The sequence below is a fragment of the Streptomyces sp. NPDC048612 genome, assembly GCF_043199295.1.
Lineage (GTDB): Bacteria > Actinomycetota > Actinomycetes > Streptomycetales > Streptomycetaceae > Streptomyces.
Map to the genome: position 1 here is coordinate 305,135 of NZ_JBICVV010000003.1, position 15,537 is coordinate 320,671.

Below are 15,537 nucleotides of genomic sequence, written 5' to 3' on the forward strand. Positions count from 1 at the left end.
CCGATGACCCCATCCATGACAGCCGACGGCACCGCACGCCGACGCGGTGCGGTGACCGACGGCGCGTTCACCCGGGTACCGCGGTGGACCCGGGTCCCGGCACCGGGCACCGCCGTGCACGAGACGGTCCTGCCCGAGCGCCTGCTGACGGCCCTGCACCGGCTGGCCGGCACGCTGCGGATGCCGCTGAGCTCGGTGCTGCTGGCGGCGCACGCCAAGGTGCTCGCCGTGCTGTCCGGCGACCGCGAGGTCACGACCGGCTACCTCGCCGGGCCGGGCGGCCCACCGCTGCCGTGCCGGCTCTCGACCGCGGCCCGCTCCTGGCGGGACCTGCTGCGGGACACCCGCCGGGCGGAGGTGGCGCTGCTGGAGCACCGGCGGTTCCCGGCCGACGGGGACGGCCCGGAGCCGGGGCGCGCCGGGCCGTCCCCCGAGACCGTCTTCGGCCCGCCCGGTACGGACGGCGGCCCGGACGGCGGGACCGTGCTGCGGGTGACCCTCGTCCGCCGGGACGGCCGGGACCTGCTGCGGCTGCGGTACCGGACCGAGGTGCTCGACGAGGAGTGTGCCGCCCGGATCGGCGGCTACTACCGGACGGCGCTCACCCTGCTGGCCGCCGACCCGGCGGCCGAGCACCGGCGGCAGTCCCTGCTCTCCACCGAGGAGCTGCGGTGGCAGCTCGAAGGGCTGGCCGGTCCGCACCGGCCGCTGCCGGACCGGCGGTTCCACGAGCTGTTCGCCGAGCGGGTGCGGGCGCACCCGGACGCCGTCGCCGCCGTGCACGGGAGCCGGCAGTGGACGTACCGGGAACTCGACGTCCGCGCCAACCGGCTGGCGCACGCCCTGCTGGCCCGCGGGCTGGGCCGCGAGGACGTGGTCGCGGTGGTCACCGAACGCAATCTGGAGTGGCTGGCCGCGGTCCTCGCGGTCTTCAAGGCCGGCGGCGCGTACCTGCCCGTGGAGCCGCACTTCCCGCCCGGCCGGATCGCGCTGATGCTCTCGCGCGCCGGGTGCCGGCTGGTGCTGACCGAGCCCGGCAGCACCGGCGGCCTCGACCGGGCGCTCACCTCGGTGCCCGGCGTCCAGGCCCTCCACATCGACGCCGTCTGCGCCGCGAGCCACGACGACCACGCCCCGGAGGTTCGCGTCGGTCCGGACCAACTGGCCTACATCTACTTCACCTCGGGCTCCACCGGCGAGCCCAAGGGCGCGATGTGCGAGCACCTCGGCATGCTCAACCACCTCTACGCGAAGATCGACGACCTGGGGATCGGCGAGGGCCAGGTGGTCGCCCAGACCGCGCCGCAGTGCTTCGACATCTCCCTGTGGCAACTGCTCGCGGCGCTGCTGGTCGGCGGCCGGACGCTGCTGGTCGAGCAGTCGGCCGTGCTGGACGTGGGGCGCTTCGTCGACACGGTGGCCGACGGCCGGGCCACGGTGCTCCAGGTGGTCCCCTCGTACCTCGACGTCGTCCTGTCCTCGCTCGCCCAGCGGCCCCGGGAACTGCCGGACCTGCGCTGTGTGTCGGTCACCGGTGAGGCGCTGAAGAAGGAGCTGGTGCAGCGCTGGTTCACCGCCCACCCCGGCATCCGGCTGGTCAACGCCTACGGGCTGACCGAGACGTCGGACGACACCAACCACGAGGTCATGGACGCGGTGCCGGCCGGCGAGCGCATCCCGCTCGGCCGCCCGGTCGGCAATGTGCGGGTGTACGTCGTGGACGAGCAGCTGGCGCCGGTGCCGCTCGGCGCTCCCGGCGAGATCGTCTTCTCCGGGGTCTGCGTCGGCCGCGGATACATCAACGATCCCGAGCGCACCCGGCTGGCCTTCCTGCCGGACCCGCACCGTCCCGGGCTCCGGCTCTTCCGGGCGGGCGACCACGGCCGCTGGCTCCCGGAGGGGAAGCTGGAGTTCCTCGGCCGCCGGGACAGCCAGGTCAAGATCCGTGGTTTCCGTATCGAGATGGGGGAGATCGAGAACGCGCTGCTCCGCGTGCCCGGGGTCGGCGACGGCACGGTGGTGGTCACCCAGCGGGCGGGGCACGGCAAACGCCTGGTGGCCTTCTACTCCGGGCGGCACGCGCTGGACGCCGATGTACTGCGGGGCCGGCTGGGCGAGTTGCTGCCGGAGTACATGGTCCCGTCGGTCTTCCTCTGGCGGGAGAGCCTTCCGCTGACCGCCAACGGCAAGATCGACAAGAGGGCGCTGGAGGCACTGGCCGCCGGACTCGACGCGGTCGAGGAGGACTACCACGCACCGCGGACGCCGACCGAGCGGCGGCTGGCCGCGGCCTGGGCCGAGGTGCTCGGCATGCCGCAGGAACGGATCGGCCGGCAGGACAACTTCTTCGACTGCGGCGGCACTTCGCTGTCGGCCGTGGCCCTCGCGATCTCCCTGGACCGGGCGGTCTCGGTCAGGGACCTCACCCGTTATCCGGTGCTCGCCGATCTCGCCCGGCAGGTCGACGGCGGGTCCGGGCAACGGCCGGCCGCGGCCCGCGCCGCTACTGAGAGGAGAACCCCCATGGTGTCGTCACTCTCGATCTCCCCGCCCGAGCTGGAACGGGAACCCGGCGCGCCGCCGATGCTGCGGACCGGGGCCACCGACGGCGCGGCGCGGTGGGCGGCCGAACGGCGGGACGCGCTGCGCGCCGTCGTCGCCGAGCACGGTGCGGTGCTGGTCCGGGGCCTGGGGATCGGCGACCCGGCGGAGGTCGGCGCCGTGCTCCGTGCCCTGGACGCCGCTCCGCTGTCCGAACGGGAGGCCTTCGCCGCGCGGCAGACGTACTCCGAGGGCGTCTACTCCTCGTCCAAGTGGCCGCCGACCCAGCCGATGTGCATGCATCACGAGCTGAGTTACACCCTGGAGTTCCCCGGACTGATGCTGTTCGCGTGCCTGAGCACCCCCACCACCGGCGGGGCCACCGCGGTGGCCGACTCGACGGCCGTACTGGACGCGCTGCCACCGGCCCTGACCGAGCGGTTCGAGCGGGAGGGCTGGCTGCTGACCCGCAGCTACCATCCCGAGATCGGCGCCACGCTGGACCAGGCGTTCGGCACCGATGACCGGGACGCCGTCGAGCACTACTGCCGCACCCACGCCATCGAGTGCGCCTGGCAGCCGGACGGCGGTCTGCGCACCCGGCAGCGGCGCAGTGCCGTGGTGCGCCACCCCGTCAGCGGCCGCCGCTGCTGGTTCAACCAGATCGCGTTCCTCAACGCCTGGACGATGGCGCCCGAGGTGCGGGACTACCTGATCGACGAATACGGCCCCGACGGGCTGCCGTTCAACACGCACTACGGAAACGGCGAACCGCTCTCCGAGGACGTCGTGGACCTGCTCAACGAGGTCTACGAGGCGCACACCGCGCGCCGGCCGTGGGAGGCCGGTGACCTGCTGCTCGTCGACAACGTCCGGACCGCGCACAGCAGGGAGCCCTTCGAGGGGCCGCGGGATGTCGTCGTCGCCCTGGCCGACCCGGTGCGCCTGGCCGACTGCTCACCGACCGTCGAGGTGACTCTCCCATGACCACCGTCCGCCCCACCCCGTCCCGGCCCGCCTCCCCCGGGCCGTCCCCGGCGCCGTCCTTCGCGGTGATCTCCGGTGCCCAGGTGCACCGGGCGCTGCAAGGGCGCGAGAAGGAGATCGTGGACGTCGTGGAGGCCACCTACCGGCTGCACGGCGCGGGCGAGTCGGTGAACCCGCCCTCGTCCTTCCTGCGCTTCCCCGACCGCCCGTCCTCCCGGATCATCGCGCTGCCCGCCTCCATCGGCGGAACGGCCCGGGTGGACGGACTGAAGTGGATCTCCAGTTTCCCGCCGAACGTGGCCGCCGGGATTCCCCGGGCGTCGGCCGTGCTGATCCTCAACGACTACGACACCGGCTACCCGTTCGCCTGCCTGGAGAGCTCGATCATCAGCGCCACCAGGACCGCGGCGTCGGCGGCCTCGGCAGCCGACCGGCTCAGCCGCGGGCGCCCCCGCCCGGCCCGGGTCGGGTTCTTCGGCGCGGGCCTGATCGCCCGCTACATCCACACGTTCCTGGAGGGGACCGGCTGGTCGTTCGACGAGATCGGCGTGCACGACCTGTCCGCCGAGAGCGCGGCCGGCTTCCGTCTCTACCTGGAACAGGGGCGTACCACCGGGCGGGTCACGGTGCACCGCAGCGCGGAGGAGCTGATCCGCTCCAGCGATCTGGTGGTCTTCGCGACCGTCGCCCCCGAGCCGCATGTCCACGAGGTCTCCTGGTTCGTACACCACCCGGTGGTGCTGCATGTGTCGCTGCGCGACCTCGCCCCGCAGATCCTGCTGACCTCGACCAATATCGTCGACGACATCGACCACTGCCTGCGGGCCGCCACCTCCCCGCATCTGGCCGAACAGCTCACCGGCGGCCGGGAGTTCCTGCACGGCACGCTGGACGACGTGCTGGCCGGCCGGGTCGCGGTGCCGGCCGGCCGGACTGCCGTCTTCTCCCCGTTCGGCCTCGGGGTGCTCGACCTCGCGGTCGGCAAGTACGTCTACGACGAGGTGGTCCGGTCCGGGGAACTCCAGGTCGTCGACGGCTTCTTCCACGAACTGCGGCGATACGGATGAGCAGCCGGGCCCCCGGCCGTCCGGGGCCTCGCTGCCGCAGGTGAGGAGACCATCGTGCCAGTCATCACGGCGCCCTACGCGTTCAACGAGGAAGAGCTCTATGTCGACCTCCGGCCGATCATCGGGCACCCGCTCTTCCTCAAGTGCGAGGGCTTCAACTTCGCCGGCTCGATCAAGCTGAAGGCCGCGACCGAGATGGTGGAGTCCGCCGAACGGGAAGGAGACCTGCGCCCGGACACGGTCCTGGTCGAGTCCTCGTCCGGAAACCTCGGCGTGGCGCTCAGCATGATCGCGGCGAGCAAGGGCTACCGCTTTCTGTGTGTGACGGACTCCCGCTGCAATCTGGCGACCAGACTGATGATGGAGGCCCTGGGCAGCCAGGTGCAGGTGGTCGCCGACCAGGAGTCCAACGGCGGCTTCCTCGGCGCCCGGCTCGCCTACATCCGCAGTCTGTGCGCCTCCGACGACCGGTATCTGTGGCTCAGCCAGTACACCAATCCGAGCAACTGGAAGGCGCACTACCGCCGGACGGCACCGGCCATCGCCCGCGCCTTCCCGCGGCTGGACCTGCTGTTCGTCGGCGCCGGCACCACCGGCACCCTGATGGGCTGCGCCCGCTACTTCCGGGAGTGGCACCGGCCGGTACAGATCATCGCCGTGGACAGTGTCGGCTCGGTGACCTTCGGCGGCACCCCGGGCCACCGGATGATCCCCGGGCTGGGCATGAGCGTCCAGCCGCCGCTGCTCGACGAGTCCTACGTGGACGACGTGGTGCGGGTCGCGGAGGCGGACACCATCCGCACCTGCCACCGGCTGGCCAAGAAGGGCTTCGTATTCGGCGGCTCGACCGGCACCGTGGTCAGCGGCGCGACGGACTGGCTGACCCGGCACGAGGCGCACGGCCGGACGGCGGTGGCCATCGCCCCGGACCTCGGCGAGCGCTACCTCGACACCGTCTACCACGACAACTGGGTGCAGGACCTGTACGGCGACGACGTCCTCGCCCCCGGCCCCGCGTTCGAGGCCTCCGACATCCCCCCGTCGAGCCTCGCCCCACCGCCGGGCCCGCTGGAGCCGTCCTCGCGGCCCCGCCGTCGGCGCGACGACGGCTGAGGCCGGGCCCCTCGCCGCACCACCGCACCGGGGCCGAACTGCCGGGTCAGTCCTCTCCGGTGGCCACCACGACCACGGCATGGCCACCGCCGATGCCGACGACGGCGGCGTCGAAGGTGGCCTCGGTGACCGGCCTCCAGGAGACGTTCCTTTCGGCGCCCTCCTGGTACGCGGCGTAGCCGTTGGCACGCCACTGGGCATCCGGGCCGAGCAACTCCACCAGCCCGTCGCCGAGCGCGTCGGCCACGGGTTGCATCGGGCCGTCCCCACCACCCGGGAAGACGAGGCTGCGGATGAGGGTGGCCGCAATCCAGGGCGACGCCTGGGACGGCGGGATGTGCCGGTGCAGGGCGGACGCCATCTGCTGCGGTCCCTGCGGGCCACCATGTGGGTGCCGGCACTCCCGGCAGTGCGGTGCGAGCAGGCCGGTGGGCGCCAGCACGTCCCAGCAGAGCTGCCCGTGGTCCCGGCCGTCGTCCGGACCGAGATGGACGATCCGGTCGGCGAACTCCGCCCACTCCGCCAGCCACAGGCCGAGATCCGCGTCCGCACCCAGGTCGTAGGCGGGTGGCCGCTCGAACGACAGGTTCATGGTTCGTTCCCCCTTGTACCGCGCCCGCAAGTGCGCGGGCGTCAACCGGGGCTGACCCTAACTCAGGTCACGGATCAGCCACCCCCGCCCCCAGGCAGTCGGTGACCCACCGGTGGAAGGCGCCGATGTGGTGTTCGCTGGGCACCAAAACCCCGCCCTCGCGGTAGGCGCGGGAGCTCATGGCCGGCTGGGTGCGCTCGCAGGCGTCGAAGTCCTGGGCGTTGACGCGGTGGAAGAGTTCGACGGACTTGGAGACATCCGCGCCGGAGCCGACGACCTCGGGCAGGTACAGCCAGTCGCACTCGACGACGGTGCGGTCGGCGGCCATCGGGAACATCCGGTGGACGATGACATGGTCCGGGACGAGGTTGACGAAGACCTGCGGGCGGACGGTGATCGCGTAGTAGCGGCGGTCCTGGGTGTCCTCGATGCCGGGGAGCCGGCCGAAGCCCTCGGTGCCGTCCACGGTGAACCCGGTGGCCTCGTCGGCGAAGGCGGCGCCGTGCCCGACGTAGTACTGGGCGGCGAAGCCGTCGGCGAACTCCGGGAGAACGTCGGTGAGTTCGGGGTGGATGGTGGCGCAGTGGTAGCACTCCATGAAGTTCTCGATGATGAGCTTCCAGTTGGCGCGCACGTCATAGGTGAGGCGCCTGCCCAGGGCGAGGCCCTCGGTGCGGTAGCGGTCGAGGGAGGCGGTGTCCCCGAGCCGTTCGACGGCCGTGCCGATCACGGTGTCCTCGAAGGACGGCGGCTCGTCGGCCAGGCACACCCAGGCGTACCCGAGCCACTCGCGGAGCGGCACGGTGACCAGGCCGCGCTCGGTGCGGTCGACGTCCGGCATCCGCTGCAGATTGGGGGCGGCCACCAGGCGGCCGTCGAGGTCGTAGGTCCAGGCGTGGTACGGGCACTGGAGGTTGCGGCGGACCTCGCCGGACTCCTCGGTGCACAGCTGCGCGCCGCGGTGCCGGCAGACGTTGAGGAAGGCGCGCAGCGCACCGGCGCGGTTGCGGGTGATCAGCACGCTCTCCCGGCCGACCCGGACGGTGCGGAAGGCGCCGGGCTTGGCCAGGTCGGCGGCGCGGACCGCGCAGAACCACAGCCGCTCGAAGATCTTCTCCTGCTCCTGGTGGAAGATCCCGGGGTCGGTGTAGTGGTGACCGGCGAGGGTGGCGATCAGGCTCGGGGCGGCCGCGGGCGGGGCGGTGGGGGCCGTCGGCGAGGACTCGGTGGGTGTGGTCGTCATGGAGGCTCTCCTCAAGCGGCCGCGGCGGCGGGCCGGCGGGGGTCGAACAGCTCGATGGGGTGCGCGGTGGCACCGGTCAGCGCGAGATCGGCGACGATCTCGCCGACCACCGGGACGAACTTGAAGCCGTGCCCGGAGAACCCGCAGGCGACGGTCACCGTCTCCGGGTGCGCGGGGTGCCGGGTGATCACGAAGTGTTCGTCGGGGGTGTTGGAGTACATACAGGTGGCGGCCTTGAGGAAGCGGCCGGGGAGGGCGGGGATACGGGGGCGCATCTGGTCGGCCATGGCGCGCACCTCGTGGTCGTGCACGGTGCGTTCGATGGTCTCGGGGGTGCAGACGGTGCCCTTGCGGAAAAAGGCGACCTTGGCGCCGCCGTCGGGGCCGTCGATCGACGGGAAGCCGTAGACCTGGACGCCCCGGGCGTCCTCCCAGATGTAGATCGGGTGCCGGTCGGGGACGAAGGGCGCGGTGCCGCCGTCCGGGGCGAACCAATACATGACCTGCCGCTCGATGGTGAACGGCACACCCAGATCGGTGAGCAGCTGAGGCGCCCAGGCCCCGGGACAGATCACCAACTGCCCTGCGGTGTAGGTGTCCTCCGGGGTGTGGACGCGGACCCCGGCGCCGCCGGGCAGCTCCTCCCAGCGGGTGACCGGCTCCTCGAAGTGCAGCTCGGCGCCGTCCCGGCCGGCGAGCTGGACATGCGCGGCGACGGTGTACTCCGGCCGGACCAGACCGGCCCGTGCCTCGTACAGCGCGACCTCGTCCTCGGCGGGGGTGAGGGTCGGGAAGCGGCGGCGGATCTCCTTGGGTTCGAGCATCTCGTGCGGCAGGTCCCACCGGCGGGCGGATTCCAGACTGCCGCGGACGGTACGGCTGTCGGGGCGGCCGAGCATCACACCGCCGCAGAGGGTGGCGATCTGCCGCCCGGTGTCCCGCTCCAGCTTCTCGTACAGCTCGTACGAGCGCAGCAGCAGCGGTACGTACGCGGGGTCCTCGAAGTAGGACTGCCGGGTGATGCGGGAACCGCCGTGGCTGGAGCCGCGGTGGTGCACCGGGCCGAACTTCTCCAGGCCCAGGACCCGGGCGCCCCGGGCGGCGAGGTGGTGGGCGGCGGCGCTGCCCATACCGCCGAGGCCGAGAACGATGACGTCGTAGGTGGGAGCCATGCGGTTGCTCCTTCTGCGTACGGAGGCGGGCGGATCACCGGTGGACCACGGACGGGATACCCGCGGTGCTACCTGCGGATGCGCTCCATCCGCGGGTCGAAGAGGGGCTCTTGGGCGACGGTGGCGGGGATCTTCTCGCCGAAGTACTCGATGTGCACGGCGGTGCCGGGGACCGCCGCGGTGGCCGGCAGCCAGGCGTAGGCGATCCCGCGGCCGAGGGTGTAGCCGTAGGCGGCGGAGGTGACATAGCCGGCCGGGGTGCCGTCCACGAAGACGGGTTCCTTGCCGAGGACGACGGCCGCGGGGTCGTCGAGGGTGAGGCAGGTGAGCCTGCGGGACGCGGTCTCCTCGCTCCGGCCCGCCAGCGCCGCCCGGCCGAGGAAGTCGCCCTTGGCGGGGCGGACCGCGAAGCCGACGCCGGCCTCGTAGGGGTCGTGCTCGGTGGTCATGTCATGGCCCCAGGCGCGGTAACCCTTTTCCAGGCGGAGGCTGTTGAAGGCGCTGCGCCCGGCGGCGATCACCCCGTGCTCGCGGCCCGCCTCCCAGAGCGTGTCCCACAGTCGGAGCCCCAGGTCGGCGGTGGTGTACAGCTCCCAGCCGAGTTCGCCGACGTAGCTGAGGCGCAGGGCGGTGACCGGGACATGGCCGAGGTGGGTCTGCTTGGCCCGGAAGTAGCCGAAGGCCTGGTGCGAAAAGTCGTCGCGGGTCAGCGGCTGGACCAGGTCGCGGGCGCGCGGGCCCCAGACGCCGATGCAGCAGGTGCCGGAGGTGAGGTCGCGGACCTGGACTCCCCCACTCTCGGCTTCACTCGCGTGGGAGGGGCCCCCATCGTCGGCGGCGTGCCGCAGCAGCCAGTCGAGGTCGGAGCCGCTGTTGGCGCCCACCTGGAAGCGGTCCGGGGCGAGCCGGGCGACGGTGAGGTCGGAGCGGATGCCGCCGGCCTCGTCCAGCAGCAGGGTGTAGGTGACCGCGCCCGGCTTCTTGGCGAGGTTGTTGCTGGTCATGCGCTGGAGGAAGGCGAGGGCGCCGGGTCCGGTGACCTCCAGCCTGCGCAGCGGGGTCATGTCGTAGAGGGCCACGTTCTCGCGCGTGGCCCGGGCCTCGGCGGCGGCGATCGGCGACCAGTAGCGGGCCGACCAGGCGTCGCGCTCGGGGAGCTGGAGCCCTTCGGCGAGCGGGGCGTTGGCCTCGTACCAGTGCGGCCGCTCCCAGCCCCCGCCCTCCAGGAAGTACGCGCCCAGCTCCTGCTGCCGCGGGTAGAAGGGGCTGGTGCGCAGCGGCCGCGGCTGTTCCATGGGCTGCAGCGGGTGGATGACGTCATAGACCTCGATGAAGCTCTGGGCGCCGCGGTCGGCTATGTAGGCGGGCGAGCGCTGGGCGTCCTCGAAGCGGTTCAGGTCGCACTCGTGGATGTCGACGGAGGGCCGGCCGTCCGTCATCCATTCGGCGACGGCCTTTGCGACGCCCGCGGAGTGGGTGACCCAGACCGCTTCGGCGAGCCAGAAGCCGCGCAGCGCACGGGATTCGCCGAGCACCGGCATGCCGTCGGGGGTGAAGGAGAACACCCCGTTGAAGCCGTCGGCCACCCGGGACGCGCCCAGTGCGGGCAGCAGTCCGACGCTGTCCTGCCAGCTCGGCGCGAAGTCGTCCGCGGTGAAGGGCAGTGAGGACGGCATGAGGTGGGGGTCCCCCCTGCTCGAACGCAGCTGAGAGCTCGGGGGAGCGTCGTCGAAGGCGGCGACGGTGAAGGGGTCGACGGGCATCGGGCGGTGGGCGTAGGAGCCGATGCCGATCCGGTCGGTGTGTTCGCGGAAGTAGAGGTCGCGGTCCTGGAAGCGCAGGATCGGCTTGCTCGCCTCGGTCCGGGGGTCGTTGACGCCGGCCAGCTCGGGCAGCGGTGCCGTGGTGGCGTACTGGTGGGCCAGCGGCAGGAGCGGTACGTCCACCCCGGCCATCGCGCCGATCACCGGGCCCCAGAAGCCGGCCGCCGAGACGACATGGTCGGCGGGGAAGGTGCCGCGGTCGGTGGTGACGCCGGTGACGTGGCCGTCCTCCCGCTCGATCCCGGTGACGGTGTGCCGCTCCAGGAAGCGGGCGCCGCGGCTCTCGGCCCGGGCGATCTGGGCGCGGCAGGCGAGCACGGCGCGGGCCAGGCCGTCGTCGGGGGTGTGGAAACCGCCGTACAGCGCGGTCTCGTCGAGCATCGGCCACAGCTCCTTACACCGCCGCGGGCCGATCAGTTCGCCGCGGACGCCCCAGGAGGCCGCGAGTCCGGCCTTGCGGTGCAGGTCGGCCCAGCGGGCCTCGGTGGTGGCGATCTCCAGACCGCCGACCGGGTGGAAGCAGGGCAGTCCGTCCACGTCGAGGGAGCCGAACTTCCGGACGGTGTAGGCGGCGAACCCGGTCATGGTCCTGGACGGGCCGGTCTGGAAGACCAGGCCGGGGGCGTGCGAGGTGGAGCCGCCGGGGGCCGGCAGCGGGCCCTGGTCGAGGACGGTGACGTCGGTCCAGCCGCGGGCGGTCAGCTCCTCGGCGAGGGAGCAGCCGACGATGCCGGCTCCGATGACAACCACACGGGAACGGTGGGCGGGCGTACGGGACATGTCCCTCCTCCTGCTGGTCGGGGTGGTCCGCCGGGGTGGTGTGACGCCGTTACAGGACCACGACGGAGCGCAGTACCCGGCCGTCACGCATCGCGTCGAAAGCGGACTCCACCTCGTCCAGGGCGATCGTCTCGGTGACGAATCCGTCCAGGTCGAGCCGTCCGCTGAGGTAGCGGTCGATCAGTACGGGGAAGTCGCGGCTGGGCAGGCAGTCGCCGTACCAGGACGATTTCAGGGCGCCGCCGCGCGCGAAGAGGTCGAGGAGCGGCAGCTCGATGCGCATGTCCGGTTCGGGGACGCCCACCTGGACCAGGGTGCCCGCCAGGTCGCGCATGGAGAAGGCCTGGTGGTAGGTCTCGGGGCGGCCCACCGCGTCGATCACCACGTCGGCGCCGTGCCCGCCGGTGAGTGCCCGGACCGCCTCGACGGGGTCCGTACCACGGGAGTTGACGGTGTCGGTGGCACCGAACCGGGTGGCGGCGTCCAGCTTCCGGTCGTCGAGGTCGACCGCGATGACCCGGCGCGCACCGGCGGCCGAGGCTCCGGCAATGGCGGCGTTGCCGACCCCGCCGCAGCCGATGACGGCGACGGTGTCCCCGCTGCCGACCCCGCCGGTGTGCACGGCGGCGCCGTACCCGGCCATCACCCCGCAGCCGATCAACCCGGCCGCCTCGGGGCGGGCGTTGGGGTCCACCTTGACCGCCTGCCCGGCGGCTACCAGGGTCTTCTCGGCGAAGGCCCCGATGCCCAGGGCCGCCGTCAGCGCCGTGCCGTCCTGGAGGGTCATCGGCTGGCCGGCGTTGCGGGAGTCGAAGCAGTACCAGGGACGGCCGCGGCGGCAGGACCGGCACAGTCCGCACGGCGCCCGCCAGGCGAGGACGACGTAGTCGCCCGGGGCGAGACCGGTGACACCGGGCCCGACGGCCTCGATCACCCCGGCCGCCTCATGGCCGAGGAGGAACGGGAACTCGTCACTGATCGCGCCGTCCCGGTAGTGCAGGTCGGTATGGCAGACCCCGCAGGCCTGCACGGCGACGAGCACCTCTCCCGGGCCGGGGTCCGGCACCAGGATCGTCCGCAGCTCCACGGGTGCGCCTTGTTTCGCCGCGACGACGGCATGGACTTCGTGTGGCATGCCCCTACCCCTCAGTGTTGCGCACTGCACGACTGGTTGCGCGATGAGAGACATCGTGGAGATGGCGGATCGGCACCGTCAAGAGGTACGGGCCGGCTCTTCGCCACCGACCTCCGGCGCGTCCGGACGCGGGGGCGGGCGCCCACCGGACACGGGGGCGGACGCCCGGCCGGACGCGGGAGGCGAGGCCGGAGAACGACGGGACGGCATTTCCTGGGACCGCTTGACGCGTCCGCTCCGCAGCTGGATTCTGTTGCGCATAGCGCTCCATCGTGCGCACCGTGAAACTCGATGATGCCGATCAGCAATCAGGGGGGTCCCGTGATTCCTGTCTGCCCGCTCGCCGATCTGCCCACCGGTGAGTCCGTCCGCATCGACACCGCACCTCCGATCGCCGTCTTCCACACCGACGGGCAGCTGTACGCCATCGACGACACCTGCACCCACCAGGACGCCTCGCTCGCGGACGGCTGGGTGGAGGGGTGTCTGGTCGAATGCCCGCTGCACGCCGCCTCCTTCGACCTCCGCACCGGAGCGCCGACCTGCCTGCCCGCCCGCCGGGCCGTGCGCACCCACCCCGTGACCGTCGAGGACGGCATGATCTACGTCCACCGCCCGGCCGCCGAGGAGGGCACCGCCGCATGAAGTCCGTCGCCGTCATCGGGGCCTCGCTGGCGGGCCTGTACGCCGCACGGGCCCTGCGCGCCCAGGGCTTCGACGGGCGGCTGGTGATCGTCGGGGAGGAACCGCACCGCCCCTACGACCGCCCGCCGCTGTCCAAGGACTTCCTCACCGGCGCCACCGCCGACCAGGGCCAACTGTCCCTGGCCGACGCCGAGGAGACCGCCGAACTGGACGCCGAGTGGCTGCTCGGCACCCGGGCCACCGGGCTCGACACCCGCGCACGGGCGGTGCTGCTCGACGGCGGCCGGTCCCTGACCACCGACGGTGTGGTCATCGCCACCGGCGCCACCCCGCGCCGCCTCCCCGGCCCGGCCCCCGCCGGCACCCACACGCTGCGCACCCTGGAGGACGCCCGGGCACTGCGCGCGGAGCTGACCCGGGGACCGGTCAGGGTCGTGGTGATCGGCGGTGGCTTCATCGGCGCCGAGGTCGCCTCGTCCTGCGCCCGTCTCGGCCATGACGTCACCGTGGTCGAGGCCGCCCCGCTGCCCCTCGTCCCCCAACTCGGCGAGACGATGGCCGGGATCTGCGCCGCCCTGCACGCCGACCACGGCGTCACCCTGCACACCGGCACCGGTGTCGCCCGTCTGCACGACGGCGGCGCGGGGCACCGCGTCACCGGTGTCGAACTGACCGACGGCCGGCTGCTCCCCGCCGACGTGGTCGTCGTCGGCATCGGAGTGCGCCCCCACACCGCCTGGCTCGAAGGCTCCGGACTCCCCCTGAACGACGGGGTGTGCTGCGACGCGGGCGGGGTCACGCCCCAGCCGCACATCGTGGTGGCCGGCGACGTCGCCAGGCCGGCCGGCGTCCGCTCCGAACACTGGACCGGCGCCACCGAGCAGGCAGCGGTCGCCGTCCGGAACCTGCTCGCCGGCCGCACCGTCGAGGCCCACCGCGGCCTGCCGTACTTCTGGTCCGACCAGTACGGCGTACGCATCCAGTTCGCCGGCCGGCGGCTGCCCACCGACACCCCACACCTCGTCGAGGGCTCACCCGACGACCGCAGCTTCCTCGCCCGCTACGAGCGCGACGGGCGCACCACCGCCGTCCTGGCCCTCAACCGGCCCCGCCCCTTCCAGCGCCTGCGCCGCGAACTCGCCCGCGCCGGCCTGCCGGCCGCCACCTGACCTCCGGCCGGAGGGCGCCGTATGTGAGGCAGCAGACAGCGGGCAACGGATGACGGCGCCGCCGTGCGGTGTTCGGAACAGCGGAACGCCTGCCGCCGGCGGCGTTCCGCGACCGCGTTCCCTGCCCAGGAGACCCCACGTGACTGCCCACGCCTCCGCCACCCGAGCGGCTCGTACGCTCTCCCGTCCCTTCGCCCTCGGCAGCCTCACGGTGCCGAACCGGATCGCCATGGCCCCGATGACCCGCGAGTTCTCGCCGGGCGGTGTCCCCGGCCCCGAGGTCGCGGACTACTACGCGCGCCGCGCCGCCGGCGGCGTCGGCCTGATCATCACGGAGGGCACCTACGTCCGGCACCCCGCCGCCGGCACCAGCGGCGCCGTCCCCCGCTTCCACGGCACCGACGCGCTCGACGGCTGGGGCCGCGTCGTGGCCGCGGTGCATGCGGCGGGCGGGACGATCATGCCGCAGCTGTGGCACGTCGGCATGGCCAGGAAGGCGGGCGCCCCGCCGTTCCCCGACGCCCCGCCGTCCGGCCCGTCCGGGATCGCCCTCGACGACAGCCCGTCCGGGCACGCCATGACCCAGCGGGATCTCGACGACGTCATCGCGGCGTTCGCCGAGGCCGCGGCCGCCGCCGAGCGGCTCGGCTTCGACGGGATCGAACTGCACGGCGCCCACGGCTACTTGATCGACCAGTTCCTGTGGTCGGGCACCAACCGGCGCACCGACGCCTACGGCGGCAGCCCCGCCGCCCGCGCACGCTTCGCCGCCGAGATCGTCGCGGCCTGCCGGGCGGCGGTCGCTCCCGACTTCCCGATCCTCTTCCGGATGTCCCAGTGGAAGATGCACCACTACCAGGCCCGTCTGGCCGAGTCGCCGGAGGAACTCCAGGCGATCGTGGCCCCGTTGGCGGAGGCCGGTGTCACCGCGTTCCACTGCTCGACGCGCCGCTACTGGCTGCCCGAATTCGAGGGCTCGGACCTCAACCTCGCGGGCTGGGTCAAGAAGCTCACCGGCCGGCCGACCCTCACCGTCGGCTCGGTCGGTCTCGACGCCGAGTTCCTCGGGACGTTCCAGGGCGAACAGGCCGGTGTCGCCGGTATCGACGGTCTGCTGGACCGGCTGGAGCGGGACGAGTTCGACCTCGTCGCCATCGGGCGGGCGCTTCTCGGCGACCCGGAGTGGGCCGCCAAGATCTTCGAGGGCCGCACCGACGCCCTCGTGCCGTTCGACGCCTCGATGCTGCGGACGCTGAACTGACGCCGGCGC

The 15,537-nt window shown here is 72.9% G+C and carries 11 protein-coding genes; 6 read left to right on the forward strand and 5 right to left on the reverse strand.

Features of this window, described 5'->3' with window-relative positions:
• The first annotated feature begins 3 nt into the window (after window positions 1-3).
• Genes ACGFN2_RS07395 through sbnA form a run of 3 tightly spaced genes read left to right on the forward strand, consistent with a single transcriptional unit; the run spans window position 4 to window position 5,708 of the window.
• The gene (locus ACGFN2_RS07395; protein WP_393358249.1) at window positions 4-3,528 is read left to right on the forward strand and encodes an amino acid adenylation domain-containing protein; all 3,525 of its coding nucleotides are present in this window, start codon (window positions 4-6) and stop codon (window positions 3,526-3,528) included.
• The gene (sbnB, locus tag ACGFN2_RS07400; protein ID WP_362612357.1) at window positions 3,525-4,595 is read left to right on the forward strand and encodes a 2,3-diaminopropionate biosynthesis protein SbnB; all 1,071 of its coding nucleotides are present in this window, start codon (window positions 3,525-3,527) and stop codon (window positions 4,593-4,595) included. The genes ACGFN2_RS07395 and sbnB overlap by 4 nt, the downstream gene beginning before the upstream one ends.
• Window positions 4,596-4,649: 54 nt before the next feature.
• Complete coding sequence (gene sbnA / locus ACGFN2_RS07405) at window positions 4,650-5,708, forward strand: 2,3-diaminopropionate biosynthesis protein SbnA (RefSeq protein WP_362612360.1); 1,059 nt, start codon at window positions 4,650-4,652, stop codon at window positions 5,706-5,708.
• A 46-nt stretch (window positions 5,709-5,754) separates the two neighbouring features.
• Here the strand turns inward: sbnA and ACGFN2_RS07410 are convergent, their stop codons facing one another.
• The 5 genes from ACGFN2_RS07410 to ACGFN2_RS07430 all read right to left on the reverse strand — a co-directional run bounded on the left by ACGFN2_RS07410 (window position 5,755) and on the right by ACGFN2_RS07430 (window position 12,453).
• Window positions 5,755-6,300, reverse strand: a complete 546-nt coding sequence (locus ACGFN2_RS07410; protein WP_393358251.1) for a hypothetical protein — start codon at window positions 6,298-6,300, stop codon at window positions 5,755-5,757.
• A gap of 67 nt (window positions 6,301-6,367) precedes the next feature.
• Window positions 6,368-7,543: an aromatic ring-hydroxylating dioxygenase subunit alpha gene (locus ACGFN2_RS07415; protein ID WP_393358253.1), complete on the reverse strand. Its 1,176-nt coding sequence runs from the start codon at window positions 7,541-7,543 to the stop codon at window positions 6,368-6,370.
• 11 nt (window positions 7,544-7,554) lie between these two features.
• Complete coding sequence (solA, locus tag ACGFN2_RS07420) at window positions 7,555-8,715, reverse strand: N-methyl-L-tryptophan oxidase (protein WP_362612367.1); 1,161 nt, start codon at window positions 8,713-8,715, stop codon at window positions 7,555-7,557.
• A gap of 68 nt (window positions 8,716-8,783) precedes the next feature.
• The gene (locus ACGFN2_RS07425) at window positions 8,784-11,318 is read right to left on the reverse strand and encodes an FAD-dependent oxidoreductase (RefSeq protein ID WP_393358256.1); all 2,535 of its coding nucleotides are present in this window, start codon (window positions 11,316-11,318) and stop codon (window positions 8,784-8,786) included.
• 49 nt (window positions 11,319-11,367) lie between these two features.
• The gene (locus tag ACGFN2_RS07430) at window positions 11,368-12,453 is read right to left on the reverse strand and encodes an S-(hydroxymethyl)mycothiol dehydrogenase (RefSeq protein ID WP_393358258.1); all 1,086 of its coding nucleotides are present in this window, start codon (window positions 12,451-12,453) and stop codon (window positions 11,368-11,370) included.
• A 321-nt stretch (window positions 12,454-12,774) separates the two neighbouring features.
• On the opposite strand from ACGFN2_RS07430, the gene ACGFN2_RS07435 reads away from it, so the two are divergent.
• The 3 genes from ACGFN2_RS07435 (at window position 12,775) to ACGFN2_RS07445 (ending at window position 15,528) form a co-directional block, all read left to right on the forward strand.
• The gene (locus ACGFN2_RS07435; protein ID WP_362612742.1) at window positions 12,775-13,098 is read left to right on the forward strand and encodes a bifunctional 3-phenylpropionate/cinnamic acid dioxygenase ferredoxin subunit; all 324 of its coding nucleotides are present in this window, start codon (window positions 12,775-12,777) and stop codon (window positions 13,096-13,098) included.
• Complete coding sequence (locus tag ACGFN2_RS07440) at window positions 13,095-14,267, forward strand: NAD(P)/FAD-dependent oxidoreductase (protein WP_393358260.1); 1,173 nt, start codon at window positions 13,095-13,097, stop codon at window positions 14,265-14,267. Before ACGFN2_RS07435 ends, ACGFN2_RS07440 begins: the two co-directional genes overlap by 4 nt.
• A 139-nt stretch (window positions 14,268-14,406) precedes the next feature.
• On the forward strand, window positions 14,407-15,528 hold the full coding sequence (locus ACGFN2_RS07445; RefSeq protein WP_393358262.1) for an NADH:flavin oxidoreductase: 1,122 nt from the start codon (window positions 14,407-14,409) through the stop codon (window positions 15,526-15,528).
• Window positions 15,529-15,537 lie beyond the last annotated feature (9 nt).

Bases quoted from the DNA above. Each gene is read 5' to 3' on its own strand.
- ACGFN2_RS07395 (WP_393358249.1), top strand. From the start codon at position 4: ATGACCCCATCCATGACAGCCGACGGCACCGCACGCCGACGCGGTGCG.
- sbnB (WP_362612357.1), top strand. From the start codon at position 3,525: ATGACCACCGTCCGCCCCACCCCGTCCCGGCCCGCCTCCCCCGGGCCG.
- ACGFN2_RS07410 (WP_393358251.1), bottom strand. From the start codon at position 6,300: ATGAACCTGTCGTTCGAGCGGCCACCCGCCTACGACCTGGGTGCGGAC.
- ACGFN2_RS07415 (WP_393358253.1), bottom strand. From the start codon at position 7,543: ATGACGACCACACCCACCGAGTCCTCGCCGACGGCCCCCACCGCCCCG.
- solA (WP_362612367.1), bottom strand. From the start codon at position 8,715: ATGGCTCCCACCTACGACGTCATCGTTCTCGGCCTCGGCGGTATGGGC.
- ACGFN2_RS07425 (WP_393358256.1), bottom strand. From the start codon at position 11,318: ATGTCCCGTACGCCCGCCCACCGTTCCCGTGTGGTTGTCATCGGAGCC.
- ACGFN2_RS07430 (WP_393358258.1), bottom strand. From the start codon at position 12,453: ATGCCACACGAAGTCCATGCCGTCGTCGCGGCGAAACAAGGCGCACCC.
- ACGFN2_RS07440 (WP_393358260.1), top strand. From the start codon at position 13,095: ATGAAGTCCGTCGCCGTCATCGGGGCCTCGCTGGCGGGCCTGTACGCC.